This is a genomic window from Rhodococcus rhodochrous, assembly GCF_900187265.1.
Lineage (GTDB): Bacteria > Actinomycetota > Actinomycetes > Mycobacteriales > Mycobacteriaceae > Rhodococcus > Rhodococcus rhodochrous.
This window is the reverse complement of record NZ_LT906450.1, coordinates 3,930,341-3,954,739: the sequence shown is the minus strand read 5'-3', so window position 1 is coordinate 3,954,739 and position 24,399 is coordinate 3,930,341. Positions and strand designations below refer to the sequence as shown.

Annotated in this window: 27 protein-coding genes and 4 tRNA genes; 27 read left to right on the top strand and 4 right to left on the bottom strand. The window is 67.1% G+C overall.

Annotated elements, in window-relative coordinates; genetic code table 11:
* Positions 1–37 precede the first annotated feature (37 nt).
* The gene (locus CKW34_RS18030; protein ID WP_059383415.1) at positions 38–967 is read left to right on the top strand and encodes an o-succinylbenzoate synthase; all 930 of its coding nucleotides are present in this window, start codon (positions 38–40) and stop codon (positions 965–967) included.
* A gap of 98 nt (positions 968–1,065) precedes the next feature.
* The gene (locus tag CKW34_RS18025; RefSeq protein ID WP_033096107.1) at positions 1,066–1,506 is read left to right on the top strand and encodes a DUF6918 family protein; all 441 of its coding nucleotides are present in this window, start codon (positions 1,066–1,068) and stop codon (positions 1,504–1,506) included.
* A gap of 106 nt (positions 1,507–1,612) precedes the next feature.
* Here CKW34_RS18025 and CKW34_RS18020 read toward each other — a convergent pair whose 3' ends face one another.
* Positions 1,613–2,473, bottom strand: a complete 861-nt coding sequence (locus CKW34_RS18020) for a siderophore-interacting protein (protein WP_059383323.1) — start codon at positions 2,471–2,473, stop codon at positions 1,613–1,615.
* Between the two features lie 80 nt (positions 2,474–2,553).
* Positions 2,554–3,159: a flavin reductase family protein gene (locus CKW34_RS18015; protein WP_059383322.1), complete on the bottom strand. Its 606-nt coding sequence runs from the start codon at positions 3,157–3,159 to the stop codon at positions 2,554–2,556.
* A 52-nt stretch (positions 3,160–3,211) separates the two neighbouring features.
* On the opposite strand from CKW34_RS18015, the gene menD reads away from it, so the two are divergent.
* The 3 genes from menD to CKW34_RS18000 all read left to right on the top strand — a co-directional run bounded on the left by menD (position 3,212) and on the right by CKW34_RS18000 (position 6,064).
* Positions 3,212–4,831 carry a 2-succinyl-5-enolpyruvyl-6-hydroxy-3-cyclohexene-1-carboxylic-acid synthase gene (menD, locus tag CKW34_RS18010; protein WP_059383321.1) on the top strand — a complete coding sequence of 540 codons (1,620 nt, stop codon included), beginning with the start codon at positions 3,212–3,214 and terminating at the stop codon, positions 4,829–4,831.
* A complete protein-coding gene (locus CKW34_RS18005; protein ID WP_059383320.1) occupies positions 4,828–5,280 on the top strand; it encodes a DUF3592 domain-containing protein in 453 nt (150 codons plus the stop codon). Before menD ends, CKW34_RS18005 begins: the two co-directional genes overlap by 4 nt.
* A gap of 82 nt (positions 5,281–5,362) precedes the next feature.
* Positions 5,363–6,064: a demethylmenaquinone methyltransferase gene (locus CKW34_RS18000; protein ID WP_080968322.1), complete on the top strand. Its 702-nt coding sequence runs from the start codon at positions 5,363–5,365 to the stop codon at positions 6,062–6,064.
* 24 nt (positions 6,065–6,088) lie between these two features.
* Here CKW34_RS18000 and CKW34_RS17995 read toward each other — a convergent pair whose 3' ends face one another.
* Positions 6,089–7,363 carry a geranylgeranyl reductase family protein gene (locus tag CKW34_RS17995; RefSeq protein ID WP_370670863.1) on the bottom strand — a complete coding sequence of 425 codons (1,275 nt, stop codon included), beginning with the start codon at positions 7,361–7,363 and terminating at the stop codon, positions 6,089–6,091.
* 109 nt (positions 7,364–7,472) lie between these two features.
* On the opposite strand from CKW34_RS17995, the gene CKW34_RS17990 reads away from it, so the two are divergent.
* Positions 7,473–8,519 (top strand): polyprenyl synthetase family protein, encoded by a 1,047-nt coding sequence (locus tag CKW34_RS17990; RefSeq protein WP_059383318.1) that lies wholly within the window; start codon positions 7,473–7,475, stop codon positions 8,517–8,519.
* 101 nt (positions 8,520–8,620) lie between these two features.
* Positions 8,621–9,481, top strand: coding sequence for a zinc metalloprotease HtpX (gene htpX / locus CKW34_RS17985; protein ID WP_059383413.1), 861 nt, complete (start codon positions 8,621–8,623; stop codon positions 9,479–9,481).
* Between the two features lie 117 nt (positions 9,482–9,598).
* Here htpX and CKW34_RS17980 read toward each other — a convergent pair whose 3' ends face one another.
* Complete coding sequence (locus CKW34_RS17980) at positions 9,599–10,090, bottom strand: YajQ family cyclic di-GMP-binding protein (RefSeq protein ID WP_059383317.1); 492 nt, start codon at positions 10,088–10,090, stop codon at positions 9,599–9,601.
* 149 nt (positions 10,091–10,239) lie between these two features.
* Here CKW34_RS17980 and CKW34_RS17975 point away from each other — a divergent pair.
* The 20 genes from CKW34_RS17975 (at position 10,240) to CKW34_RS17880 (ending at position 24,398) form a co-directional block, all read left to right on the top strand.
* Positions 10,240–10,322 (top strand) — tRNA-Tyr (locus tag CKW34_RS17975).
* Between the two features lie 375 nt (positions 10,323–10,697).
* A tRNA-Thr gene (locus CKW34_RS17970) sits at positions 10,698–10,770 on the top strand.
* Between the two features lie 43 nt (positions 10,771–10,813).
* Positions 10,814–10,889: transfer RNA gene (locus tag CKW34_RS17965), tRNA-Met, on the top strand.
* 59 nt (positions 10,890–10,948) lie between these two features.
* Entirely contained in the window at positions 10,949–11,116 is a 168-nt protein-coding gene (gene rpmG, locus CKW34_RS17960; protein WP_003941903.1) for a 50S ribosomal protein L33, read from the top strand.
* A gap of 84 nt (positions 11,117–11,200) precedes the next feature.
* The gene (hadA, locus tag CKW34_RS17955) at positions 11,201–11,776 is read left to right on the top strand and encodes a (3R)-hydroxyacyl-ACP dehydratase subunit HadA (protein WP_016694308.1); all 576 of its coding nucleotides are present in this window, start codon (positions 11,201–11,203) and stop codon (positions 11,774–11,776) included.
* Entirely contained in the window at positions 11,763–12,188 is a 426-nt protein-coding gene (gene hadB, locus CKW34_RS17950; RefSeq protein WP_019291230.1) for a (3R)-hydroxyacyl-ACP dehydratase subunit HadB, read from the top strand. The genes hadA and hadB overlap by 14 nt, the downstream gene beginning before the upstream one ends.
* Before the next feature lie 179 nt (positions 12,189–12,367).
* Positions 12,368–12,440: transfer RNA gene (locus CKW34_RS17945), tRNA-Trp, on the top strand.
* Between the two features lie 32 nt (positions 12,441–12,472).
* Positions 12,473–12,898, top strand: a complete 426-nt coding sequence (gene secE, locus CKW34_RS17940; protein ID WP_059383316.1) for a preprotein translocase subunit SecE — start codon at positions 12,473–12,475, stop codon at positions 12,896–12,898.
* Between the two features lie 50 nt (positions 12,899–12,948).
* On the top strand, positions 12,949–13,785 hold the full coding sequence (gene nusG / locus CKW34_RS17935) for a transcription termination/antitermination protein NusG (protein WP_016694306.1): 837 nt from the start codon (positions 12,949–12,951) through the stop codon (positions 13,783–13,785).
* A gap of 95 nt (positions 13,786–13,880) precedes the next feature.
* Positions 13,881–14,315 carry a 50S ribosomal protein L11 gene (gene rplK / locus CKW34_RS17930; protein WP_006552290.1) on the top strand — a complete coding sequence of 145 codons (435 nt, stop codon included), beginning with the start codon at positions 13,881–13,883 and terminating at the stop codon, positions 14,313–14,315.
* Between the two features lie 115 nt (positions 14,316–14,430).
* Positions 14,431–15,144 carry a 50S ribosomal protein L1 gene (rplA, locus tag CKW34_RS17925; RefSeq protein ID WP_059383315.1) on the top strand — a complete coding sequence of 238 codons (714 nt, stop codon included), beginning with the start codon at positions 14,431–14,433 and terminating at the stop codon, positions 15,142–15,144.
* A gap of 415 nt (positions 15,145–15,559) precedes the next feature.
* Entirely contained in the window at positions 15,560–16,087 is a 528-nt protein-coding gene (gene rplJ, locus CKW34_RS17920) for a 50S ribosomal protein L10 (protein WP_059383314.1), read from the top strand.
* 123 nt (positions 16,088–16,210) lie between these two features.
* On the top strand, positions 16,211–16,597 hold the full coding sequence (gene rplL / locus CKW34_RS17915) for a 50S ribosomal protein L7/L12 (RefSeq protein ID WP_024101686.1): 387 nt from the start codon (positions 16,211–16,213) through the stop codon (positions 16,595–16,597).
* A 312-nt stretch (positions 16,598–16,909) separates the two neighbouring features.
* The gene (locus CKW34_RS17910) at positions 16,910–17,983 is read left to right on the top strand and encodes an ABC transporter ATP-binding protein (RefSeq protein WP_059383412.1); all 1,074 of its coding nucleotides are present in this window, start codon (positions 16,910–16,912) and stop codon (positions 17,981–17,983) included.
* Positions 17,984–18,050: 67 nt separating this feature from the next.
* Positions 18,051–18,842, top strand: coding sequence for an MlaE family ABC transporter permease (locus CKW34_RS17905; RefSeq protein WP_006552286.1), 792 nt, complete (start codon positions 18,051–18,053; stop codon positions 18,840–18,842).
* A gap of 4 nt (positions 18,843–18,846) precedes the next feature.
* On the top strand, positions 18,847–19,707 hold the full coding sequence (locus tag CKW34_RS17900; protein WP_024101684.1) for an MlaE family ABC transporter permease: 861 nt from the start codon (positions 18,847–18,849) through the stop codon (positions 19,705–19,707).
* On the top strand, positions 19,704–21,077 hold the full coding sequence (locus CKW34_RS17895) for an MCE family protein (protein WP_059383313.1): 1,374 nt from the start codon (positions 19,704–19,706) through the stop codon (positions 21,075–21,077). The genes CKW34_RS17900 and CKW34_RS17895 overlap by 4 nt, the downstream gene beginning before the upstream one ends.
* On the top strand, positions 21,074–22,153 hold the full coding sequence (locus CKW34_RS17890) for an MCE family protein (protein ID WP_059383312.1): 1,080 nt from the start codon (positions 21,074–21,076) through the stop codon (positions 22,151–22,153). Before CKW34_RS17895 ends, CKW34_RS17890 begins: the two co-directional genes overlap by 4 nt.
* Positions 22,150–23,148 carry an MCE family protein gene (locus CKW34_RS17885; RefSeq protein WP_059383311.1) on the top strand — a complete coding sequence of 333 codons (999 nt, stop codon included), beginning with the start codon at positions 22,150–22,152 and terminating at the stop codon, positions 23,146–23,148. Before CKW34_RS17890 ends, CKW34_RS17885 begins: the two co-directional genes overlap by 4 nt.
* Entirely contained in the window at positions 23,148–24,398 is a 1,251-nt protein-coding gene (locus tag CKW34_RS17880) for an MCE family protein (RefSeq protein ID WP_059383310.1), read from the top strand. The genes CKW34_RS17885 and CKW34_RS17880 overlap by 1 nt, the downstream gene beginning before the upstream one ends.
* The last annotated feature ends 1 nt before the right edge of the window (position 24,399 follow it).

The window sequence follows — 24,399 nt, the reverse complement described above, 5'->3', positions numbered from 1 at the left end:
CGAACTGCTCGACGGGGCGGTCGTCGTCTCGCTGCCCATGCGCGTCCGGTTCCGCGGCATCACCGAACGCGAGGTGCTGCTGCTGCGCGGACCCGCCGGGTGGGGCGAGTTCGGGCCGTTTCCCGAATACGGCGACGACGAGGCGGCGCACTGGTTGCAGTCCGCGATCGAGGCCGCCTGGCAGGGCCATCCTGCTCCGCGCCGCTCCCGGATCGCCGTCAACGCGACCGTCCCCGCCGTCGGCCCGGAGCGCGTCCCCGAGGTCCTCGCCCGATTCCCCGGTGCGCGCACCGCGAAAGTGAAGGTCGCCGAGCCGGGCCAGGATCTCGCACAGGACGTCGCTCGCGTCCGGGCCGTGCGCGAGCACGTGCCCAACGTCCGGATCGATGCGAACGGCGGCTGGAGCGTGGACGAGGCCGTGCGCGCGCTCACGGCGCTCACCGCCGACGCACCGCTCGAGTACGCCGAGCAGCCGTGCGCGACCGTCCCCGAACTCGTCGAGGTGCGCCGGCGACTGCCCGGAGTGCGCATCGCGGCGGACGAGAGCATCCGCCGCGCCGAGGATCCCCTGCGGGTCGTGCGGGCCGGGGGAGCGGACGTCGCCGTTGTGAAGGTCGCGCCGCTCGGCGGGGTCCGACGTCTCGTCGCGCTCGCCGACGAACTCGCCGGACACGGCGTCGAGGTGGTCGTCTCGAGCGCCCTCGACTCCGCGGTGGGGATCGCCACCGGTCTCGCGGCGGCCGCTGCCCTGCCCGACCTCCCGTATGCCTGCGGACTGGGCACGGGCGGATTCTTCGAAGCCGACGTCGCGCCGGCTCTGCACATGTCCGACGGAGCGCTCGATGTCGTCGCCGTCGAGCCCGAACCCGAGCGACTCGATGCGCTGCGAGCCGATCCCGACCGCATCGAGTGGTGGTGCGAACGGGTGCGTCGGTGCCGTACGGTGCTCGCCGGACGCGGACTGTGACGACCTCGCCGGACGCGGACTGTGACGGCACGGAATCGTCGTATATCGTTCCCCGCGTCCCAACGGTCACAAGTGTCACATCTACGGAGGCAGTGAAAGTGGTTGCAGCTCTGGGCGATGCCCTCCTCGGCGCCGACAAGTTCCCGGCGGTCAAGGCAGACGTCGAAGCCCTGATCGATGCTGAGGTGTCGGACAAGAAGGGTGCGTCCGGTCTCGCCCTCAAGGGTGGCTACGCAGCAGTGAAGAAGGTCGGCCCGGGCATCGTTCCGGGTGCCGTCGAAGGTCTGCTGCCCGAATTCGTCGAGAAGCTCCAGCCCTTCTGGGTGGAGTACGCAGGCAACGGTTCGTTCTCGGACTTCCTGGTCGCCCGCGGTGAGGTCGTCGCCGACGCTCTCCTCGGGGTGACCGACGAGCGCATCGCCGGCACGTCGAAGTCCGGCGTCAAGAAGGTCTACGACTCGCTGCGCCCCTCGGCCAAGAAGCACGTCGTCGAGGCCCTGCCGCGCCTGGGTGATCTCATCCAGAAGCACGCCGGCTGAGCCGACACCAGCGACATCCGGACGTCGCGGTCCCGAACCGGTTCGCCGGTCGGTACCGCGACGTTCGTCGTTCCGGAGAGATTCGGTCTCTCGGTGGTTCCGACTTTCAGTAGACCGGCTCGCCGTACTTCCAATATCCGATGAAGGTCACCGCCGACCGGTCCCAGCCGCACTCGCGCACGAGATGACGACGCACGCCGGTCGCGAGCGACGACTCGCCCGCGACGAATGCGTGGGCGGAATCCGACGACGGGGTCGACTTCCGCACCACGTCGGCGACGAGACTGCCCGGTACGGCCTCGGGATCCGTCCTGATCACCGGATGCACCAGCACGTTCTCGCCCGTCGGAACGTTCTGGGCGGTGAGGTCGTCGGGGTGCGGAACCTCGACGAGGACCTCCACCGCCGCGAGCGGGTCGAGGGCGAGGATCGAATCGAGGATGCCGGCCACCGCGGGCACGGCGCTCTCGTCACCGACGAGCAGCCACGACCGCGCCTCGTCGAGAGGGAGGTTGCTGATGCCCTCGTCGAGGATGCCGATCTCGTCGCCGGGCTGCGCGCGTTCCGCCCACGCCGAGGCCGGACCCAGATCGCCGTGCGACGCGAAATCGATCTCGATCTCGGTGGTCGGGCCGAACAACCCGGTTCCCGCAGGTCGCACGCGGCGGAACGTGTAGTTCCGCAACACCGGACGCTGCTCCTCGGGCAGTTCCTGGTATTCGGGCCACCAACGGTCGTCCGTCGCCCCGGGGAGGGTGAGTTCCTGCTGCTCCGGGGTAGGGAAGAACATCCGGAACCAGTGGTCGAAGCCCATCGGCGCGATCGAGTCGATGTCGTCACCGCCCACGGTGATGCGCACGAAGGTCGGGCTGATCCGCTCGGTGGCGAGCACCTGCGCGCGCGCCATCCGCCGCGACTCGGGCTTGAGATAGGGATCGCGCCGTGCGGTTCCGGTGCTCTTCGCCATACGCCCTCCGAGGTTGCTCGGATGCCACCGTTGACGACGTGCAGCATCCCGACGATCGTTCAGCGAAGCCTAACCTGTGTTCACCCGGGAGTGCCGGGCCGCTGCAGTCTCCGCACCGCGGGCGTCAGGCCCCATTCCGTCCGTCCCAATCGGCTCACCGCGCCGAGCGCCGCGAAGTCGGGGGCACCGTCCTCCGCGAGCACCTCCGGATCGACCGTCACCGCGAGGACGTCGCCCATCACGACGAACGAGTCGCCGATCTCGATCACCCGGTGCAGCCGGCACTCGATCGAGGCCGGTGCCTCCGCGACCCGCGGGGGCCGCACCCGCTCGCTCGGCTCGGCGTGCAGCCCCACCTCGGTGAACTCGTCGATGTCGTGTGGGAACGCCGCCGACGAGGCGTTGACCTTCTCCATCAACGGCACGGTTGCGATGTTGATCACGAACTCGCCCGTCTGCTCGATGTTCCGCAGACTGTCCTTCCGGCCCACGGACGTGAACTGCACGACCGGCGGTGCGGTACTCGCCACCGTGAAGAAGCTGTACGGAGCGAGATTGAACACACCGTCCTCGGCCTCGGTCGACACCCACGCGATCGGTCTCGGCACGATTGTCGCGGTGAGAAGGCGGTAGAAGCGGCCGGGACCGGACTCGGCGGGATCGAAGACTGTGCGCACGGCCTCCATTCTGACCGCACCTGTACCCGGCCACACTTCCGGCGCAATTACCCTGGACTCCGTGAATCCGTCCACTGCCCAGGCCACTGCTGTCGTCGACGAACTCGCCCGGGGCGGTGTTCGGGACGTCGTGCTGTGCCCGGGCTCGCGCAACGCGCCGCTGGCCTTCGCGCTCCAGGCCGCCGACAGCGCAGGACGTCTGCGCCTGCACATGCGTATCGACGAGCGCACCGCCGGATTCCTCGCGATCGGCCTGGCCCTCGCCTCGGGTCGTCCCGTACCGGTCGTCATGACCTCCGGTACTGCCGTGGCCAACCTCGCGCCGGCCGTGCTCGAGGCGAACTACGCTCGCGTGCCGCTGGTCGTACTCAGCGCCAATCGCCCCTACGAACTGCTCGGATCCGGCGCGAACCAGACCGTCGAACAGCTCGGGATGTTCGGCACCCAGGTACGCGCGACCATCAGCCTCGGACTCGCCGAAGGCATCGAACAGAACAGCCAGTGGCGTTCGGCGGTCTCCCGGGTTCTCGCCGCCGCCCGCGGAACCCGATCGGGCAACGCCGGCCCGGTCCACTTCGACATCCCGCTGCGCGAACCGCTCGTGCCCGAGCTCGACGCGAAGGGACCGGTGCCCGAGGGACGTCCCGACGGCAAGGCCTGGACCACCACGGTGAACGCCACCCTCGACGTCCCGCTCGAGATCGATCTGACCCCCGACACGATCGTCGTCTCCGGTCACGGCTCCGCCCATCGCCCCGAGCTGTCCGGGCTGCCGACCGTCGCCGAACCCACCGCACCGCTGCACGGCATCCCGGTGCATCCGATGGCGCTGCCGCACCTGAAGCCGCGCCAGGCGATCATCACCGGCCGGCCCACGCTGCACCGGCCGGTGTCGAACCTGCTCGCCGACCCCGCCGTCACCGTCTACGCCCTGACCACCGGCCCGCGCTGGCCCGACGTCTCGGGCAACGTCATCGCGACCGGCACCCGTGCCGTGGTGTCGGGAACACCCGACGAGGCGTGGCTCGAACGATGCCGCCAGCTGTCGGCGCACACCGACAAGGCCGTGCGCGCCCAGCTCGACGGGCACCCGAAGGCAACCGGACTGCACGTCGCCGCGGTGGTGACGGATTCGCTGAAGCCCGGCGACCAACTGCTGCTCGGGGCATCGAACCCGGTGCGCGACGCGGCGCTCGTGAGCTACCCGAAGCCCGACGTGAAGGTGTTGTCCAACCGCGGTGTCGCCGGGATCGACGGCACGGTCTCCACCGCCGTCGGTGCCGCACTCGCCTACGAACAGGGACGGACCGTCGCACTGCTCGGCGACCTGACCTTCCTGCACGATGCCGCAGGCCTGCTCATCGGACCGTCGGAGCCGCGTCCGCAGAACCTCACCATCGTCGTCGCGAACGACGACGGCGGCGGAATCTTCGAACTGCTCGAACAGGGCGACCCGCAGTACGCAGGTGTCTTCGAGCGTGTCTTCGGCACGCCGCACGGCATGGACCTCGCGGCACTGTGCGCGGCCTACCGCGTCCCGCACGAGCGGGTGGATCTGCAGGGCCTCGCCCTCACCCTCGCGGACGACACGGTGCCGCCCGCGGGCATCCGTGTGGTCGAGGTCACCACGGATCGGGCCGGGTTGCGCGAACTGCACGCGGCGGTGCGGGCGCAGCTGTGAGCGGACCCGAGCGCGCGCGGCGCGCGGTTCTCATCGTCGCGGCGGCGATCTCCGCCCTCGCGGTGATCCTGTTCCTCGGCGCCCTCCGGAACGACCTCACCATCCGCTCCGACACGGGCACGGCCGTCGCCGAGGTGCTCTCGGCCGGATCCCTGCGGTCCGCGGTGAGTTTCGTCACTCCCGATGGGGTGACGCACAATCCCGAGCTCGGTGTTCTGTATCCGACGGGGTTGGCCACCGGGCAGCGGATCGCCGTCGAATACGCCCGGAGTGATCCCGATCTCGTCCGTGTGACCGGACGTGACGCCCGCGTCGCGCTGATCCCCACCGGATCGGTGATTGTCGTCACATGGCTGATCGCCACGCCCGTGTCGATCTGGCTCCGGCGGAAGGGGGGCGCGGCTGCTGCGGCCACCTCCGAGGAGAAGGATCGGCAGCTGCAGGTGTGACGAACGCAACGTTCGTCGCGACGTCGCCTCCGGGGCGGCACGACCGCCGGGGTGGCGCAGGGGAGCGGGTAACGTTTCGGCCGTGGCAACAACTCACGGATCACGCGCGTCGCTCGACAAGGACCCGCGTGAGGTCGCGTCCATGTTCGACGGGGTCGCTGCACGCTACGACCTGACCAACACCGTCCTGTCGTTCGGGCAGGACCGCGGGTGGCGTCGCGCGACCCGTGCGGCACTCGGCCTGAAGCCCGGCGAGCGCGTGCTCGACCTGGCCGCCGGCACCGGGGTGTCCACCGTCGAACTCGGACGGTCCGGAGCGTGGGTCGTCGCCACCGACTTCTCCAAGGGCATGCTGCACGCCGGTGAGTTCCGCAACGTCCCCATGGTCGCGGGCGACGCGATGCGACTGCCGTTCGCCGACGCCGTCTTCGACGCCGCGACCATCTCCTTCGGCCTGCGCAACGTCGCCGATCCGGACGAGGGGCTGCGCGAGATCGCCCGGGTGGTCAAGCCCGGTGGACGCCTCGTCGTGTGCGAGTTCTCCACGCCGGTGCGGGAACCGCTGCGCACCGTCTACATGGAGTACCTGATGCGGACGCTGCCGCGGGTCGCGCGGGCGGTCAGCAGCAATCCCGACGCCTACGTCTACCTCGCCGAATCGATCCGGGCCTGGCCCGATCAGGAACAGCTCGCCCGGCGCATCGAGGCCGCGGGCTGGAGCGACGTGAAGTGGCGCAATCTCACCGGGGGCATCACCGCCCTGCACCGCGCGGTGCGCAAGTAGCCGGGCGGGCGCTGTGGGGGGCGTTCAGGCGAAGAGCGGCTGCCGATCCCAGCGCATCGAGAGATGACCGCTCGTCCGCCACACCCGGGCGACGAAGTCGGCGTCCTCGTCGGTGACGAGATTGCCCATCACCCGCACCGCGACCGACATCATCGTTCGCGACCGCATCGCGATCGGACCCGTCGCCGGCAGGAACTTCGGGATCGTGAGCAGGCTCGCGAGACGACGTGCGGTGGAGAACGCCCGGCCGTAGTGGGAGCGCAGCGTCGCCGGCCACAGGTCGGTGAGGTCGTCGGAGTCGAGCAGTCCGGCGACCAGCCGTCCGCCCTCGAGTCCGTAGTCGATGCCCTCGCCGTTGAGCGGATTGACGCACGCCGCGGCGTCGCCGATCAGCGCCCAGTTCCTGCCGGCGACCCCCGATACGGCTCCGCCCATGGGCAACAGAGCGGACGCCACACGGGTCACCTCACCGAGCTCCCATTCCGGGCGACGCTGCCGCGCGTACAGGTCGATGAGCGGTCGCAGCGATCCGTTCGCGGGGCGCGAGGCGGTCGCGAGGGTGCCCACCCCCAGGTTCACCTCGCCGGTGCCGAGCGGGAACACCCAGCCGTAGCCCGGCTGGACGGTGCCCGCGTCGTCGCGCAGTTCGAGGTGCGAAGTGATCCACGGATCGTCGCTGCGTGGGGAGGTGGCGTAGGCCCGCGCGGCCACCCCGTAGGTGGTGTCGCGGTGCCAGCGACGCCCGAGCACCTTGCCGAGCGGAGAGCGCACGCCGTCGGCGACGATCAACATGCGGCACCGGACTGTCCGCGGCCCGTCGGCGGTGCGGAAGATCACCGCCGAGACCCGGTCGCCGTCGCGTTCGACGTCGACGGCCTTCGTTCCCTCCACGGCACGGGCACCCGAGTCGAGCGCGACCTGCCGGATCCGGGCGTCGAGCTCGGTGCGCGGCACGGCACTGCCCACGACGGGGAACGACGAGTCGGGCCAGGGGAGTTCGAAGCGGCCACCGAAGCCCTCGAGACGCAGACCGCGGTTGACGGTGCGGGTGCGCAGCCAGTCGCCGAGACCGAGTTCGTCGAGTTCGGCGACGGCGCGCGGGGTCAGTCCGTCACCGCAGGTCTTGTCGCGAGGGAAGGTCGCGGCATCGACGAGCAGCACCTCGCGACCGGCGCGGGCAGCCCACGCAGCGGCGGCGGAACCGGCTGGACCGGCACCGACGACGAGAACATCGGTACTGTCGGGAACGCAGGACTGGGATTGCCGCGGATCTCGCGCGGAGTGTTCGGCCACCACCACTCCATCCTCTCAGGCCGCGATCGGCCGCCTCGACGAGGTGGATCGGGGAACGAACGGCTAGGTTCACTACGGTGAAGTCGAGGCGACAGAACAGGATGGGTACGTCATCGTGAGCACTGAGGGGGCGGCTCGGACCGCCGGTTCGGCCGATGCGGCGCCGAGCACCGTCGTGGCCGGTGTGGAACTCGGCGATCCGGTCCTCGCCGCGACAGTCGGGGACGGCCTCGCGAGCGTCGAGAAACTCCTGGTCGAGGAATTGTCCGACGGTGAGGACTTCCTGACGGAGGCCGCACTGCACCTGGCGAAGGCGGGTGGCAAGCGGTTCCGGCCGCTGTTCACGATCCTCACCGCGCAGCTCGGGCCGAAGCCCACCGATCCCGCCGTGGTGACGGCGGCGACCGTCGTCGAGCTCGTGCACCTCGCGACGCTCTACCACGACGACGTGATGGACGAGGCGACGATGCGTCGCGGAGCTCCGAGCGCCAACGTGCGCTGGGGCAACAGCGTCGCGATCCTCGCCGGCGACTACCTGTTCGCGCATGCCTCGCGACTGGTGTCGACCCTCGGTCCGTCGGCCGTGCAGATCATCGCGGAGACGTTCGCCGAGCTGGTCACCGGTCAGATGCGCGAGACCATCGGTGTGCGCAGCAACGACGACCCGGTCGAGCACTACCTGCGGGTGATCTGGGAGAAGACCGGTTCGCTGATCGCCGCCAGCGGTCGCTTCGGCGGTACGTTCTCGGGCGCCGATCCGGAACATGTCGAGCGTCTCGAACGACTCGGCGACGCCGTCGGCACCGCCTTCCAGATCGTCGACGACATCATCGACATCGCGTCCGACACCACGGAGTCGGGCAAGACCCCCGGAACCGATCTCCGCGAGGGTGTGTACACCCTGCCGGTGCTCTACGCGCTGCGGGAGACCGGGCCGGAGGCCGATCGCCTGCGCGAACTGCTCGTCGGTCCCATCGAGGACGAAGCGCACGTCGCAGAGGCGCTCGAGCTGCTCGTCCGCTCGCCGGGAATGGATGCGGCGAAGGCGACCCTCGCGACGTACGCCGCCCGCGCCCATGCCGAACTCGATGCCTTGCCGCAGGGCCCGGCGAACGAGGCGCTGCGTCGCCTCGTGGACTTCACCGTCGCCCGCGTCGGCTGACGCATCGTCGTGTGGTCCCGCCCCGTTCGGGGCGGGAACCGCGCCGCGCGCTCGTTCGTTGGACGAACGAGTGGGGAATCGTGGTGCGGAAGGGGTGCGACGTGCACGGATACTCGAACCGTCTCAAGACGGCCGGTCTGCTGATCGGAATGTCCGCGCTGATCGTGTTCGTCGGAGCGTTGTTCCAGAATTCGACGATCCTGCTGATATCGATCGTGCTCGCCGTCGGCATGAACGGTTATGCGTACTTCAACAGCGACAAGCTCGCTCTCCGGGCGATGCACGCCCAGCCGGTCACCGAGGTGCAGGCTCCGGCGATGTACCGGATCGTGCGCGAGCTCGCGACCGCGGCGCACCAGCCCATGCCGAGGCTCTACATCAGCCCCACCAACGCCCCCAACGCGTTCGCCACGGGACGTAACCCGCGCAACGCCGCCGTGTGCTGTACGACGGGCATCCTGGAGATCCTGAACGAACGGGAACTGCGCGCGGTGCTCGGCCACGAACTCGCCCACGTCTACAACCGCGACATCCTCATCTCGTCGGTCGCCGGCGCGATGGCGGCCGTCATCTCGGGTCTGGCGAACTTCGCGTTCTTCGCGTCGGCCTTCGGCAACCGGGAGGGTGGCGCGAATCCGCTGGCGCTGCTGCTTGTTTCCCTGCTCGGCCCCATCGCGGCGTCGGTCGTCAAGCTCGCCGTGTCGAGGTCGCGTGAGTACCAGGCCGACCAGTCCGGTGCCGAGCTCACCGGCGACCCGCTGGCCCTGGCCTCGGCGCTGCGCAAGCTCGCTCTCGGCACTCAGGCCGCCCCGCTGCCGCCCGAACCGAAGCTCGCGGCCCAGTCGCACCTGATGATCGCCAACCCGTTCCGGGCGGGCGACAAGATGAGCCGGTTGTTCTCGACGCACCCGCCGATGACCGACCGCATCGAACGACTCGAGCGCATGGCCGGGATCCGCTGACCCCGGACAACTCGCACGACCCCCACAGACGACACCGCCCGCGACGGAAACCGCGGGCGGTGTCGTAGGGGAGAGGTTTCGTCGGCGGTGCTCGACGAACCGGCGGTGCTCGACGAACTAGCGGTAGTTGACGAACTGCAGGGCGATGTCGAGGTCGGCATTCTTGAGCAGCGAGATGACGGCCTGCAGGTCGTCGCGCTTCTTGCTGGTCACGCGCAGCTCCTCGCCCTGGATCTGCGCCTTGACGCCCTTGGGGCCCTCGTCACGGATGAGCTTGGAGATCTTCTTGGCGTTCTCCTGGCTGATGCCCTGAACCAGGGTTCCGGTGATCTTGTAGACCTTGCCGGACTGCGTCGGCTCGCCGGCGTCGAAGGACTTCAGCGAGAGGTCTCGGCGGATCAGCTTCTCCTTGAAGACCTCCAGCGCGGCGAGTGCGCGGTCCTCGGTCTCGGCCGAGATCGTGATGGCCTCGTCACCCGACCACTCGATGTGCGCCCCGGTGTTCCGGAAATCGAAGCGGTTGGCGATCTCCTTCGCCGCCTGGTTCAGCGCGTTGTCCACTTCCTGGCGGTCGACCTTGCTCACCACATCGAACGACGAATCAGCCACGTCTCACTCCACTTCCGGGTCGGTCTGTAAGGGTTCTGTCCACCCGACGCTATCGGGTCGCGCGGGGCTGTGACCACTCGGTTTGCGTTTCGGGGGGGTATGCGTTGTATTCTTCCAAACGCATCGAGGACGCGGTCCCGATCGCACCCGGCAGGTTGCCCGAGCGGCCAATGGGAGCGGACTGTAAATCCGTCGGCTTACGCCTACGTAGGTTCGAATCCTACACCTGCCACCGGAACGGCCCCGGTTCTTCGGAACCGGGGCCGTTCTGCATTCCGGGGTCTCTGTAGTGCGGGTTCTCTGTAGTGCAGGTCCTTGTAGCGCAGGCCCTGGAGTGTGGTCCGGGAGTGTGGTCCGGGAGTGTGGGTCCTGCTCTCCCGGGACTCTCCCGAGGTTCAGGCCGGCTCGGCACGCGGTGCCGTTCCGTCCTGCGCCCTGTACCCACCGCCGGCCCTCCGCGCGCGTACGTGTGGGCACGGGTGCGTGCGGGTGCACAGAGCTCGGGGAGGAGCGCCGTTTATGGGCCTCTACCAGCGGATTTTGCACCAGGACCGAGTGTGTGTAATCTTTTGGAGGCCGCAGCGAGCAGAGATGCTCCGGAGGCCACGCCCCCTTAGCTCAGTCGGCAGAGCGTTTCCATGGTAAGGAAAAGGTCGACGGTTCGATTCCGTCAGGGGGCTCGCTGGATTGAGGTGCCGCCTTCGTAGCGACACTCGGCACCGAGGCGGTGTAGCTCAGTTGGTAGAGCAAACGACTCATAATCGTTGCGTCGCCGGTTCAAGTCCGGTCACCGCTACCAAAAGTTCATTGATCCACCCTGATCGATACTGATCGGATTGACGCGAAAGAAGGCATCCCGTGGCCTCCTCTACTGACGTTCGGCCGAAGATCACCTTGGCCTGCGAGGTGTGCAAGCACCGCAACTACATCACCAAGAAGAACCGTCGCAACGACCCCGACCGGCTCGAACTGAAGAAGTTCTGCCCGAACTGCGGTACGCACCAGTCGCACCGCGAGTCCAAGTAGCCGGTCGGAACGACGTCGACGCGTAAGGTCTCCGCAATACCGACCGTGCCAGTTGGCGTCGTCGGAATTGCGGAGGTTTTGCGTATGACGAACGTACTCGAGAACCAGGAATCGGTGGACGCGACCGAACAGGCCGGGATCCCGTTCGATGCCGCCGCGCACGCCAAGTCCATGGTCGGCCACCACTACCGGGTGGACGACTACTACGAGGTGGGTCGCGAGAAGATCCGCGAGTACGCCCGTGCCGTGCGCGATTCGCATCCGGCGCATCACGACGACGACGCAGCCCGCGGGCTGGGGTACGACGGAGTGATCGCGCCGCTGACCTTCGTCTCGATCGTCGGCATGATCGCGCAGCGCAAGCTGTTCGAAGAGGTCGTCACCGGATACGACCTGAGCCAGATCATGCAGACCGACCAGCGGATGGTCTACCATCGCCCGATCCAGGCCGGCGACAGGCTGTTCTGCGACGTCTACCTCGACGATTTCCGTCAGGCTGCCGGCAGCGACATCATCACCACCAAGAACGTGATCACCGATCAGTACGACAATCTCGTGCTCACGTCCTGGACGACGCTCGTCGCCCGTTCCGGTGGCGAGGTCGACGACAACATCGCGCACGCGGTCAAGGATGTGGTGATGCACAGTGACACTCCGTAGTTTCGCGGATGTCGCGGTAGGGGACGAGCTTCCGTCGAAGGTCGTCACGCTCACGCGCGGAAATCTGGTCAACTATGCAGGTGTGTCGGGCGATCCCAACCCGATCCACTGGAGCGACAAGGTGGCCGAACTGGCCGGCTTGCGCGACGTCGTCGGGCACGGCATGCTCTCGATGGGCATCGCGGCCGGCTTCGTCACGGAGTGGCTGGGAGACCCCGGCGCGGTGACCGAATACAACGTTCGGTTCACCAGTCCGGTATATGTGGAGGCCGACAAGGCCGCCGAGATCGAGTTCACAGGCAAGATCAAGTCGGTGGACGCGGAGAGCAAGACAGCAGTGGTCGCTATCGTGGCGAAGTCCGACGGTCGCAAGATCTTCGGTCGGGCCACGGCAACGGTCCGTTTGGCCTGACGGCCGAGCGGATTGGGTTTGTCCCGGGGCAATGCAGTACACTTAGGCTTCTGGGATCGCATAGCAGCGCGCTGCTCTACGAAGGCCGTAACGGCCCGACGGGGTAGCGCGCGTGTCATGTGGTCGCAGATGGGTCGGTTCCGGACACTCGCTTCGTACGAGTGTGGATGTCCGACCAGAGGGGCGTAGCTCAATTGGCAGAGCAGCGGTCTCCAAAACCGCAGGTTGCAGGTTCAAGTCCTGTCGCCCCTGCCCCCGGACTGCCAGCGACCGAGAGGAACGATGTGAGCGAGGAGCGCGGTCAGCGCCACAGCGGCACCGCAGGGAACATCCCCGGCGACGCTGAAACGGCTACCGGCGCGACCCCCGACGGTTCCTCCGCGGCTGCTCGGCCGACCGGCAAGCGGGCCACCCGTCGTGGTGCAGCCGGTTCCTCGGCTTCCACGACGAGCGCGGTGTCCATGAAGAAGACGTCGCGTTCGGCCACGGCCGTGAGCGATCGTCCCGCCGCGAAGTCCGAGAACATCTTCAAGCGACTCGTGCGCTTCTTCCGTGAGGTCGTCGCCGAGCTCCGCAAGGTGATCTGGCCCAACCGCAAGCAGTTGACCACCTACACACTCGTGGTCCTTGCGTTCGTGACCGTCATGACGGCGTTCATCTTCGGATTGGATCTGGCGTTCGTACAGGGCGTCAGCTGGTTGTTCGGTTAGCGCCTGTCCGCGCGAGACGAAAAATGTGATCGACGAGAGGAAAGTGCCCGGTGAGCACCCCCGAGAACGACTCGTACGAGGCTTCGGCCGAGGAGCACGTTTCGGACGAGGCCTTGGTTGACGACGTGACGGCCGAGTCGGCGGATGCGGACACCGAGGTTTCCGAGTCCGACGCTGCTGTCGAGTCCGGCACCGATGTCGAGTCCGATGCCGATGTCTCCGACGCAGCGGAGGACGCCGCTGACGCGCCCGCCGAAGAGGACGAGGTCGATCCGGCCGAGGCCCTCGAGAAGCAGCTGCGGCGTGAGCCCGGCGACTGGTACGTCGTGCACTCCTACGCCGGTTACGAGAACAAGGTCAAGACCAACCTCGAGACCCGCGTCCAGAACCTCGACCTCGCCGATTACATCTTCCAGGTCGAGGTGCCGACCGAAGAGGTCACCGAGATCAAGAACGGTCAGCGCAAGCAGGTCAACCGCAAGGTCCTGCCCGGCTACATCCTCGTCCGGATGGAACTCAACGACGAGTCGTGGGGTGCCGTCCGGAACACGCCCGGCGTGACCGGCTTCGTCGGAGCCACGTCGCGTCCGTCGCCGCTGACGATCAAGGAGGTCGTGAAGTTCCTCCTCCCGCAGCAGGCGAAGAAGAAGCCGGCGGCCGGTGCTCCGGCCGCAGGCGAGCAGGCTCCCGCCGCCGCTGCGAAGCCCGCCATCGAGGTGGACTTCGAGGTCGGCGAGTCCGTCACCGTGATGGACGGCCCGTTCGCGACGCTGCCCGCCTCCATCAGCGAGGTCAACGCCGAGCAGCAGAAGCTCAAGGTCCTGGTGTCGATCTTCGGCCGTGAGACTCCCGTGGAGTTGTCGTTCAACCAGGTGTCGAAGATCTGACGGTCCCCGGGACCCGACGGCGCCGGCATCCGGCGCGCACAAGCTTGCAGTAGCAGTACGCAAGAACCACACCGAGCAAGAAACTAGGAATAGAGATGCCCCCCAAGAAGAAGAAGATCGCCGGGCTCATCAAGCTCCAGATCCAGGCCGGCCAGGCCAACCCGGCTCCGCCGGTCGGCCCCGCGCTGGGTCAGCACGGCGTCAACATCATGGAGTTCTGCAAGGCGTACAACGCCGCGACCGAGTCGCAGCGTGGCAACGTCGTGCCGGTCGAGATCACGGTCTACGAGGACCGCTCGTTCGACTTCAAGCTGAAGACCCCGCCGGCCGCAAAGCTCCTGCTCAAGGCCGCAGGCGTGCAGAAGGGCTCCGGCGAGCCGCACAAGACCAAGGTCGCCAAGGTGACCATGGATCAGGTGCGCGAGATCGCCAAGACCAAGCAGGAAGACCTGAATGCCAACGACATCGAGGCTGCCGCGAAGATCATCGCCGGCACCGCTCGGTCGATGGGCATCACGGTCGAGGGCTGAGCCCTCACTGTTCCGGGGAGCAGTCCCCGGCCTGCAGTAGCACTCGTGGGAGGGCCGGCCAGGCCCGCTACCACGCCCGAACCATTCACCTGCCGGTGAGAAGTTAGGAAAGAACATGGCAAAGCGCAGCAAGGCATACCTCGCCGCGGCCGAGAAGATCGACTCGGACAACCTGTACAGCCCCCTCGCAGCTGTGAAGCTCGCGAAGGAGACCACCTCGAAGAACTACGACGCCACCGTCGAGGTCGCCATGCGACTCGGTGTGGATCCCCGCAAGGCGGACCAGATGGTGCGTGGCACGGTCAACCTGCCGCACGGCACGGGTAAGACCGCTCGCGTCATCGTCTTCGCGGTGGGCGAGAAGGCTGCCGAGGCCGAGGCCGCAGGTGCCGACGTCGTGGGCGCCGAGGATCTGATCGAGCGCATCCAGGGCGGCTGGCTGGACTTCGACGCCGCGATCGCGACCCCCGACCAGATGGCGAAGGTCGGTCGTATCGCCCGCGTCCTCGGTCCCCGTGGTCTGATGCCGAACCCGAAGACGGGTACGGTCACGCCGGATGTCGCGAAGGCCGTCACCGACATCAAGGGTGGCAAGATCAGCTTCCGCGTCGACAAGAACGCCAACCTGCACTTCGTGATCGGCAAGGCCTCGTTCGACGAGACCAAGCTGGTCGAGAACTACGCTGCTGCTCTGGACGAGGTGCTCCGCGCCAAGCCGTCCAGCGCGAAGGGCCGCTACATCAAGAAGGTCACGATCGCTACGACCACCGGCCCGGGCATCCCGGTGGATCCGCAGCGCACCCGCAACCTCCTCGAGACCGCGGAGTAGATCGCACTGCACGTAATTCACACTGCACGCAGTGGGTTTGCAGCCTGAAGCGGCCGGCACAGCATCGCTGTGCCGGCCGTTTTGCATCTCGCGCACGTCGTCCGCTACAGTGGTCGGGTAGTTCGGCGTGCGCCGATCTTCACCCCGATCATGTTCTACCCAAGACCGTTGGTCACCGAATCCGCGTGCGGATCGGTTGAAGGTCCGGAGTTGTCCGGCGGCCCACGCAGGAGGACGAGGTTAGGGGAGATGTGAGCCGCGATGTGCCTTTTCGGGTGCATTCGAGTTCCTCCTCCTTTTACGCCCCGTGTGCCCTGCGCCGGGGCGTTCGTCGTTTTCCGGTCCCGGCGGTCGTCCGGTGGGGCGTCCCACTCGGGACACCGGGAAAACGACTGTTACTGAGAGGAGGCGAAGTATGGCAAAGCCCGAGAAGGTTTCCGCAGTTGCGGAGATCACCGAGCAGTTCAAGACCTCCACCGCTGCCGTGGTCACGGAATACCGTGGTCTGTCGGTGGGAAGTCTGACCGAGCTGCGTCGCGCTCTCGGAGAGGGTGCCACCTACTCCGTCGCCAAGAACACCCTGGTCAAGCGTGCCGCCGCTGAGGCGGGCGTCGAGGGTCTCGACGACCTGTTCGTCGGTCCGACCGCCATCGCGTTCGTCAAGGGCGAAGCGGTGGACGCTGCGAAGGCTCTGAAGAACTTCGCGAAGGACAACAAGGCTCTCGTCATCAAGGGCGGCTACATGGACGGCGCTGCGCTGTCCGTGGAGCAGGTCAACCAGATCGCGGACCTCGAGTCCCGCGAGGTGCTGTTGGCCAAGCTTGCCGGCGCGATGAAGGGCAACTTGGCAAAGGCCGCAGGCCTGTTCAACGCCCCTGCTTCTCAGGTGGCCCGCCTCGCGGCCGCTCTGCAGGAGAAGAAGGCGGGCGAAGAAGCCGCCTGACGCTGATCCGCATCACCGCGAATCCGCATCACCGCGAAAGATACATCCACGCGTGCTCCGGCACGCACCATCCCATCCGGTCGCGGATCAGCGACATGGGACTTATCAGGAAGGACCGCCACCATGGCGAAGCTCACCACCGAAGAGCTGCTCGACGCGTTCAAGGAACTGACCCTGCTCGAGCTCTCGGAGTTCGTTAAGGCATTCGAGGAGACCTTCGAGGTCACCGCTGCTGCTCCGGTTGCCGTCGCTGCCGCCGGTGCTCCGGCCGCTGCTGCCGAGGCCGAGTCCGAGCAGGACGAGTTCGACGTCATCCTCGAGGGTGCCGGCGAGAAGAAGATCCAGGTCATCAAGGTCGTTCGCGAGATCGTCTCCGGCCTGGGCCTGAAGGAAGCCAAGGACCTCGTCGAGGGTGCTCCGAAGCCGATCCTCGAGAAGGTCGCCAAGGACGCTGCCGACGCTGCCAAGGCCAAGCTCGAAGAGGCCGGCGCCAAGGTCACCGTCAAGTAAGACGGTTTCCGAACTTTCCGTCGAGCGTTCCGACGCTCTCCGGGACGGTTCCGCACAGGGCCGTTTCCGCGAATTCATTTCGCGGAAACGGCCCTTCTGCATTTTCGGACGAGAATTGCGAGCGTTATGTCCGATATCGGAGGAATCCGATTCCGCACGGTGTTCATGCAGGTCACGGCGTAAGTCGAGATATGCGGACCCCCTTGTACGAGGTCCTTACTCATGAGTAGGATCGCTTGTCACAGGTACCACTATCCATGCGATAGAGTGGCCCAACCCACACGGGGGCGACGGTATCGGACAGCGGAGGTAATCGTGGGAGTCGAGGTTTCCGTCGAGGGGCTGACCAAGTCCTTCGGCTCGCAACGTATCTGGCAGGACGTGACGTTGACGCTGCCAGCCGGCGAGGTCAGTGCGTTGCTCGGTCCGTCGGGTACCGGTAAGTCGGTGTTCCTCAAGTCGCTGATCGGTCTGCTGCGCCCGGAGGAGGGCTCGATCGTCATCGACGGCACCGACATCCTGCAGTGCTCGAGCAAGGAGCTCTACGAGATCCGCAAGCTGTTCGGGGTGCTGTTCCAGGACGGTGCGTTGTTCGGATCGATGAACCTCTACGACAATGTCGCCTTCCCGCTGCGCGAGCACACCAAGAAGTCCGAGTCGGAGATCCGGCAGATCGTGATGAGCAAGCTCGAGCTCGTCGGTCTGCTCGGCGCCGAGGACAAGCTGCCCGGTGAGATCTCCGGGGGTATGCGCAAGCGCGCCGGCCTGGCGCGGGCGTTGGTGCTCGATCCGGAGATCATTCTGGTGGACGAGCCGGATTCGGGTCTCGATCCGGTGCGCACCACCTACATTTCGCAGACGTTGATCGACATCAACGCGGAGATCGATGCGACGATCCTGATCGTGTCGCACAACATCAATCTGGCGCGCACGGTGCCGGACAACATCGGCATGTTGTTCCGTCGGCAGTTGGTGATGTTCGGTCCGCGCGAAGTGTTGCTGACTTCGGACGAGCCGGTGGTCAAGCAGTTCCTCAACGGCACGATGATCGGTCCGATCGGGATGTCGGAGGAGAAGGACGAGGCGACGATGGCGCACGAGCAGGCGCTCGTCGATGCGGGTCATCATGCCGGTGGTGTGGAGGATGTCGAGGGGATCGTGCCGCAGATGCAGGCGACTCCGGGGATGCCGGAGCGGCAGGCGGTGGCGCGTCGGCAGGAGCGGGTGCGGTCGATCCTGCATACTCTGCCCCCGGCCGCCCAGAGCGCCATCCTCGAGTCGCTCGATCACACCGGCGCGCCCCAGACCTCCCGTGGATACGCCGACGACGACACCCAGATCATTCCCGCCTACACCGGAGAGGGATACGAGCAGGCCCCGAAGTAGCAACAGCCGCAGCAGTCGTACAACGTCAGTGGTAGTACAGCCGCAGGCTGGAGAAGTAGGAGAGTAGATGGGGGCGGGCAGCTCGCTCGTGCGGCCGGTTCACGGCGCACTCACCCAGGCCGGCAACATCGTCGAACTGTTCGTCGACGTCGTGCGGAACACCTTCCGCCGACCGTTCCAGTTCCGGGAATTCATCGAACAGGCGTGGTTCATCGCCAGCGTCACGATTCTTCCGACGGCGCTCGTCGCGATCCCGTTCGGTGCCGTCGTCTCGCTGCAGACCGGGTCGCTGATCAAACAGCTCGGCGCTGAATCGTTCACCGGCGCCGCGAGCGTCCTGGCGGTCATCCAGCAGGGCAGTCCGATCGTGACGGCCCTGCTGATCGCCGGTGCAGCCGGCTCCGCGGTCACGGCCGACCTCGGATCGCGGACGATCCGCGAGGAGATCGACGCGATGGAGGTGCTGGGTATCAATCCCATCCAGCGACTCGTCGTCCCGCGAGTACTGGCGATGGTGCTCGTCGCGCTCCTGCTCAACGGTCTCGTCTCCGTGATCGGCATCGCCGGCGGGTACTTCTTCAACGTCGTGCTGCAGGGCGGTACCCCCGGCGCCTACCTCGCCTCCTTCTCCGCCCTGGCACAGCTACCCGACCTCTACGTCGCCGAACTCAAGGCTGCGATCTTCGGGTTGATCGCCGGAGTCGTCGCGTCCTACAAGGGACTGCACCCCGGTGCGGGTCCGAAGGGCGTGGGGGAGGCCGTGAACCAGACCGTCGTCATCACGTTCCTGCTGCTCTTCTTCGCGAACCTGATCCTGACGATGGTGTACCTGCAGATCGTTCCTGCGAAGGGATCCTGACCAGATGACAGTCTCCAGAGGCCGCGGAGATCTCGTTCTTCTCCGGGGTCGCCGAGCGGTGCGCGCACCGCTGAACGTGCTCGACCGCGCGGGGGACCAGATGTCCTTCTACGCGCGCGCCGTCGCGTGGACCCCGCGAACCCTCACCCACTACCGCAAGGAAGTCCTGCGGTTGCTCGCCGAGGTCACCTTCGGCAGCGGTGCGCTCGCCGTGATCGGTGGCACCATCGGCGTCATCGCGATGATGTCCGGCTTCACCGGCGTCGTCGTGGGTCTGCAGGGTTACGCCGCGCTCGAGCAGCTCGGCTCGTCGGTGCTCACCGGCTTCCTCTCGGCCTACGTCAACACCCGCGAGCTGGCCCCGATCGTCGCAGCGCTCGCGTTGTCGGCGACCGTGGGCTGCGGCTTCACGGCGCAGCTCGGCGCCATGAGGATCAGCGAGGAGATCGACGCCCTCGAGGTGATGGCCGTGCCGTCGCTGCCGTTCCTGGTGACCTCCCGGATGATCGCCGGCTTCGTCGCCGTGATCCCGCTGTACATCATCGGTCTCCTCGCGGCCTATCTCGCGACCCGCACGATCAGCACGCTGTTCAACGGCCAGTCGAGCGGCTCGTACGACCACTACTTCTATCTGTTCCTCCCACCGGAGGACGTGCTGTATTCGTTCGCGAAGGTGCTCGTCTTCGCGTTCGTGGTCATCCTCATCCACTGCTACTACGGTTTCCACGCCAGCGGCGGCCCTGCCGGCGTCGGTGTGGCCGTGGGCCGCGCGGTGCGTACCGCGATCGTGACGATCGCGATCCTCGACTTCTTCCTCAGCCTCGCGATCTGGGGCACGACGACCACGGTGAGGGTGGCCGGATGAGCGACACGACCACTTCGCCCGTGCGTCGCCGCACCCTGGGACTGATCTTCTTCGTGGTGCTGGCGCTGTTCCTGTACGTCACGATCGCGATGTACAACAAGACGTTCACGAAGGTCGTGAAGGTCGACCTCCGCACCGACAGCATCGGCAACGCCCTGCCGCTCAACGCCGACGTCAAGGCGCGCGGTGTGCTCGTCGGCGAGGTCCGCGGAACGAGCGCGGAAGGCGGCGACGTCACCGCACATCTCGCTCTCGACCCCGACAAGGCCGAACTGATCCCGGTCAACGCCACGGCACAGCTGCTGCCGAAGACCCTCTTCGGTGAGCGCTACGTCTCGCTGATCATCCCCGACGATCCGGGCCGTCCCGTCACGAACGGCGATGTGCTGGTGCAGGACACGAGCGAGCGCACCGTCGAGCTCGGCGATGTGCTCGACGGGCTGCTCCCACTCCTCGAGGCCGTCCCGCCGCAGGACCTCGCCAACACGCTCGGCGCCCTCGCCCAGGGACTGAGCGGACGCGGCGAGAAGCTGGGACGGACGGTCGACGATCTGGAACGGATCTTCCGTGAGGTGAACGTCGAACTGCCCACGCTGCAGGAGGATCTGCGCGGACTCGCCGACTTCTCGCAGACCTACTCCGAGGCTGCACCGGAGCTCGTCGAGGCGCTGAACAACCTGCGCACGACGGGTGGCACGGTCGTCGAACAGCAGAACCAGATCCGCACGCTGCTCGCGAGCGCGACGGGAGCGTCGTCGCAGACGGCCGATTTCATCGAGCAGAACTCGAACTCGATCATCACGCTGTCCGCCGATTCGAAGGAGGCGCTGCAGCTGCTCGCCCGTTACTCGCCGTCCTTCCCCTGCACCTTCAAGGGATTCGCCGACGCGAAGCCGGCCGCTGTCGACCTGCTCGCAGCCGACGACCCGTTCCCGGGTGTGCGTGCGAACATCCAGTTCACCAACCCCAAGGGCCGCTACCTGCCGAACCAGGACGAACCGCGTCTGCTCGACGATCGCGGACCGGCCTGCTACAACGACGTGACCGCTCCGGGCCGCAACTTCCCGCAGTATCCGGGCGGTTCGGTCAACGACGGTTCGTACCAGGTGCCGTCGCGTAATCCCGGCCCCGAGACCATCGATTTCTTCCCTGCCCCGGCAGGGTCCGGTGTCCCCGACGACGTCGGCGAGATCATCGGCACCTCGGACGGCGGCGCCACTCCCGTCTCGTACGCGGGCTCGCGTCTGGAACAGGACACGCTCGACGTGATCTACGGGCAGGCCACCGGCGTCGACCCCGAGGAGGTCCCGTCCTGGACCACCCGGCTCGGGGCTCCGGCGATCCGCGGTACGGAGGTGAGCTTCCAGTGAGAGGTCTGGCAGCACCCCTGATCAAACTCATCGTGTTCGCCGTGGTCACCATCCTCGCGACCGGTGTCCTCGCCGCGACCATCGCCAGTGTCGGTGGTGGGGGAGGAACGAAGTTCCACGCGATCTTCTCCGACGTCACCTCCCTCAACAAGGGCGACGACATCCGCATCGCGGGTGTCCGCGTGGGACAGGTCGAGGAGATCTCGGTCTTCGACGAACGGCAGGCGCGGGTCACCTTCTCGCTCGAGGAGCGCGACTGGCTCCCGGCCGGAGCCACCGCGACCATCCGGTTCCGCAATCTCGTCGGCCAGCGCTACATCGCGCTCGGTCAGGGTGAGGGCGCGCAGGGCGAGAAGATCACGGGCGGCGACACGATCCCGATCGAGCGCACGAAGCCGGCGGTGAACCTCACGACGCTCTTCGACGGCTTCCGTCCGTTGTTCCAGACGTTGAGCGCCGACGACGTCAACAAGCTCTCGTTCCAGATCATCCAGGTCTTCCAGGGTGAGGCCGGGACGATCGACGATCTGGTGCGCAGCACCGCGTCGCTGACCAACACCATCGCCGACAAGGATCGCGTGATCGGTGCGGTGATCGACAACCTCAACACGGTCCTGGCCACGATCGACCAGCGCGACGAGCAGCTCGATTCGCTGCTGGTCAACACGCAGGCACTCGTCAGCGGATTGTCGGCCGACCGGGAGACCGTCGGTTCGGCGGTCGCGTCGATGGCCGGGCTGACGGACGCGGTCTCCGACGTCCTCGAGCCCACCCGCCCGTCGATCGCGCAGTCGATCACGGCGCTCGAACAGGTCACCTCGAATCTCAACGCGAACCGCGACGAGGTCGACCGCGTCCTCGAGACGTTGCCGGTCAAGCTCGACAAGCTCGGGCGCGTGGCCAGCTACGGGTCGTGGTTCCAGTTCTACCTGTGCGGTATCGACGTCGTCGCAGGTCCCGGTTCGGTCCCGTATCTGAATCTGCCGACGGGGCTGCCCACCGTGAACCAACCCATCTACACGAATGCGGCGAAGCGTTGCTCGCAGGAGGGGATGCAGGAGTTGCAGGGACGATGAGCAAACGTCGCAGTCCGGCCGCCGCCGGTGCCCTGGGCATCGTCGTGGTGCTGCTGGGGACACTGTCCGCCTTCTTTCTCGACGAACTGCCCATCATCGGGGCAGGCGCGACCTACAAGGCCGAGTTCAGTGAGGCCGCAGGTCTCAAACCCACCAACGAGGTGCGCATCGCCGGCGTGAAGGTCGGCAAGGTCACCGGAGTCGACCTCGAGGGCGACCGCGTGATCGTCTCGTTCAAGGTCCAGGACGCCTGGGTCGGGGACGACACGGCGGCCTCCATCCAGATCAAGACGATCCTCGGGCAGAAGTATCTGGCGCTCGAGCCGCGGGGAGGGGAGGTGCTCGACCCGGACGACCGGATCCCGCTCGACCGGACCGTCGCGCCGTACGACGTGATCGAGGCGTTCTCGTCGGCGGCCACGACCCTCGGCGAGATCGACTCCGAGCAGCTCGCAACCGGCTTCCAGACCCTGTCGGAGGCCTTCTCGGAGACACCCGACGACATCCGGGCCTCGCTCGACGGCATCAGCCGCCTGTCCGAGACGGTCGCGAGTCGTGACCAGGAGCTGAAGAAGCTCCTCGACGCGACCGGCAACGTCTCGAAGGTGCTCGCCGACCGCAACGCCGAGTTCAACCGGTTGCTCTCCGACGGTGCGCTGCTCGTCGCGGAACTGAACAACCGGCAGGAGGCGATCTCGCAGTTGCTCGACGGCACCAAGCGGTTGTCGGCCGAGCTCTCCGGGCTCGTCGAGGAGAACCGCGAGACCATCGGTCCCGCCCTGCAGCAGTTGCGCGGCGTCGTCGACATCCTCCAGGAGAACAACGACAACCTCGATCGGGCCATGGAACTGTACGAGCCGTTCGTGCGCGTCTACACCAACGTCGTCGGCAACGGCCGGTGGTTCGACCAGGTCGTCGTGAACCTGACCCCGCCGGGCCTGCCGGAGATCCCCGGTTACCGCGAGCCCGGTCGCCGCCTGGAAGGGGGCAACTGATGGCACACGCCGAGAACGGCGAGTCCCGCAGCAATCGCGGGCGCATCGCGCTGATCGCGGCCGTCGTGGCGGTCGCGGTGGCCCTGGCCGGAGCGGGCTGGTGGATGTTCACCCGACTGGGCACCACCGAGATCACCGCCTACTTCGACAAGGCCGTCGGCATCTACGAGGGTTCCGACGTGCGGGTGCTCGGCGTCGAGGTGGGGAAGGTGACCTCCGTCGAACCGCAGGGCGACCTCGTGAAGGTCGGTCTGCGGGTGAACCGCGGCGTCGACATCCCGGCCGACGCCCGCGCCGTGCAGATCACCCCGTCGGTCGTCGCCGATCGTTACGTGCAGCTCACCCCCGCCTACACCGGTGGCGACACGATGAGCAGCGGTGCGGTGATCGACCGCGAGCGGACCGCCACCCCGGTGGAGGTCGACGAGCTCTACGCGAGCATCGACGAACTGTCCCGCGCGCTCGGTCCCGACGGCGCGAACCGCGAGGGCGCGCTGACCGACTTCGTCGAGGTCGGTGCGGAGAACCTCGCCGGCAACGGTGAGGCCCTCGGGCAGAGCATCGAGAACCTTTCGGCCGCCGCGCGCACGCTCGACCAGTCGCGCGACGACCTCTACGGCACGATCGAGAACCTGCAGCTGTTCGTCAGTGCTCTCGCGGCCAACGACGAACAGGTACGCCAGTTCAACGCGCAGCTCTCGGACCTGTCGGGATTCCTGGCGGGGGAGCGGCAGAACCTCGGTGAGGCGCTGAACACGCTGTCGGTCACGCTCGGCGATGTCGCGACGTTCGTGCGCGACAACCAGGCGGCGGTGAAGGACAACGTCGACGCACTCGTGCCGATCACGGAGACACTGGCGAACCGCCGGCAGGAACTCGTGGATTCGCTGACGCTGCTCCCGCTCGCGGTGAGCAACCTCGTCAACTCGTACGACGCCGAAGCGGGCGTGCTCGCATCGCGGCTCGTGCTGCCCGACCTGCAGGACCCTGCGGGAGCAGTGTGCAAGCTCATCGATCTGGGCAATCTCGTGCCCGGCGACGAGCGTTTCGAGCAGCTCGGCCGGCAGATGCAGCCGTTGATCGACCGGTGCCGCGACGTCGCGACGCAGATCACCGAAGACCAGCGGTCCCCGGATCTGATCCTGCCGTTCGGTGTCCTGAGCGGCGAGAACATCCAGCGGCAGGTCACCCCGGGCACGGTGCCCGGCGTGGTCTCGCCCCGGCTCGACCTCCAGGGAGGAGATCGGTGAG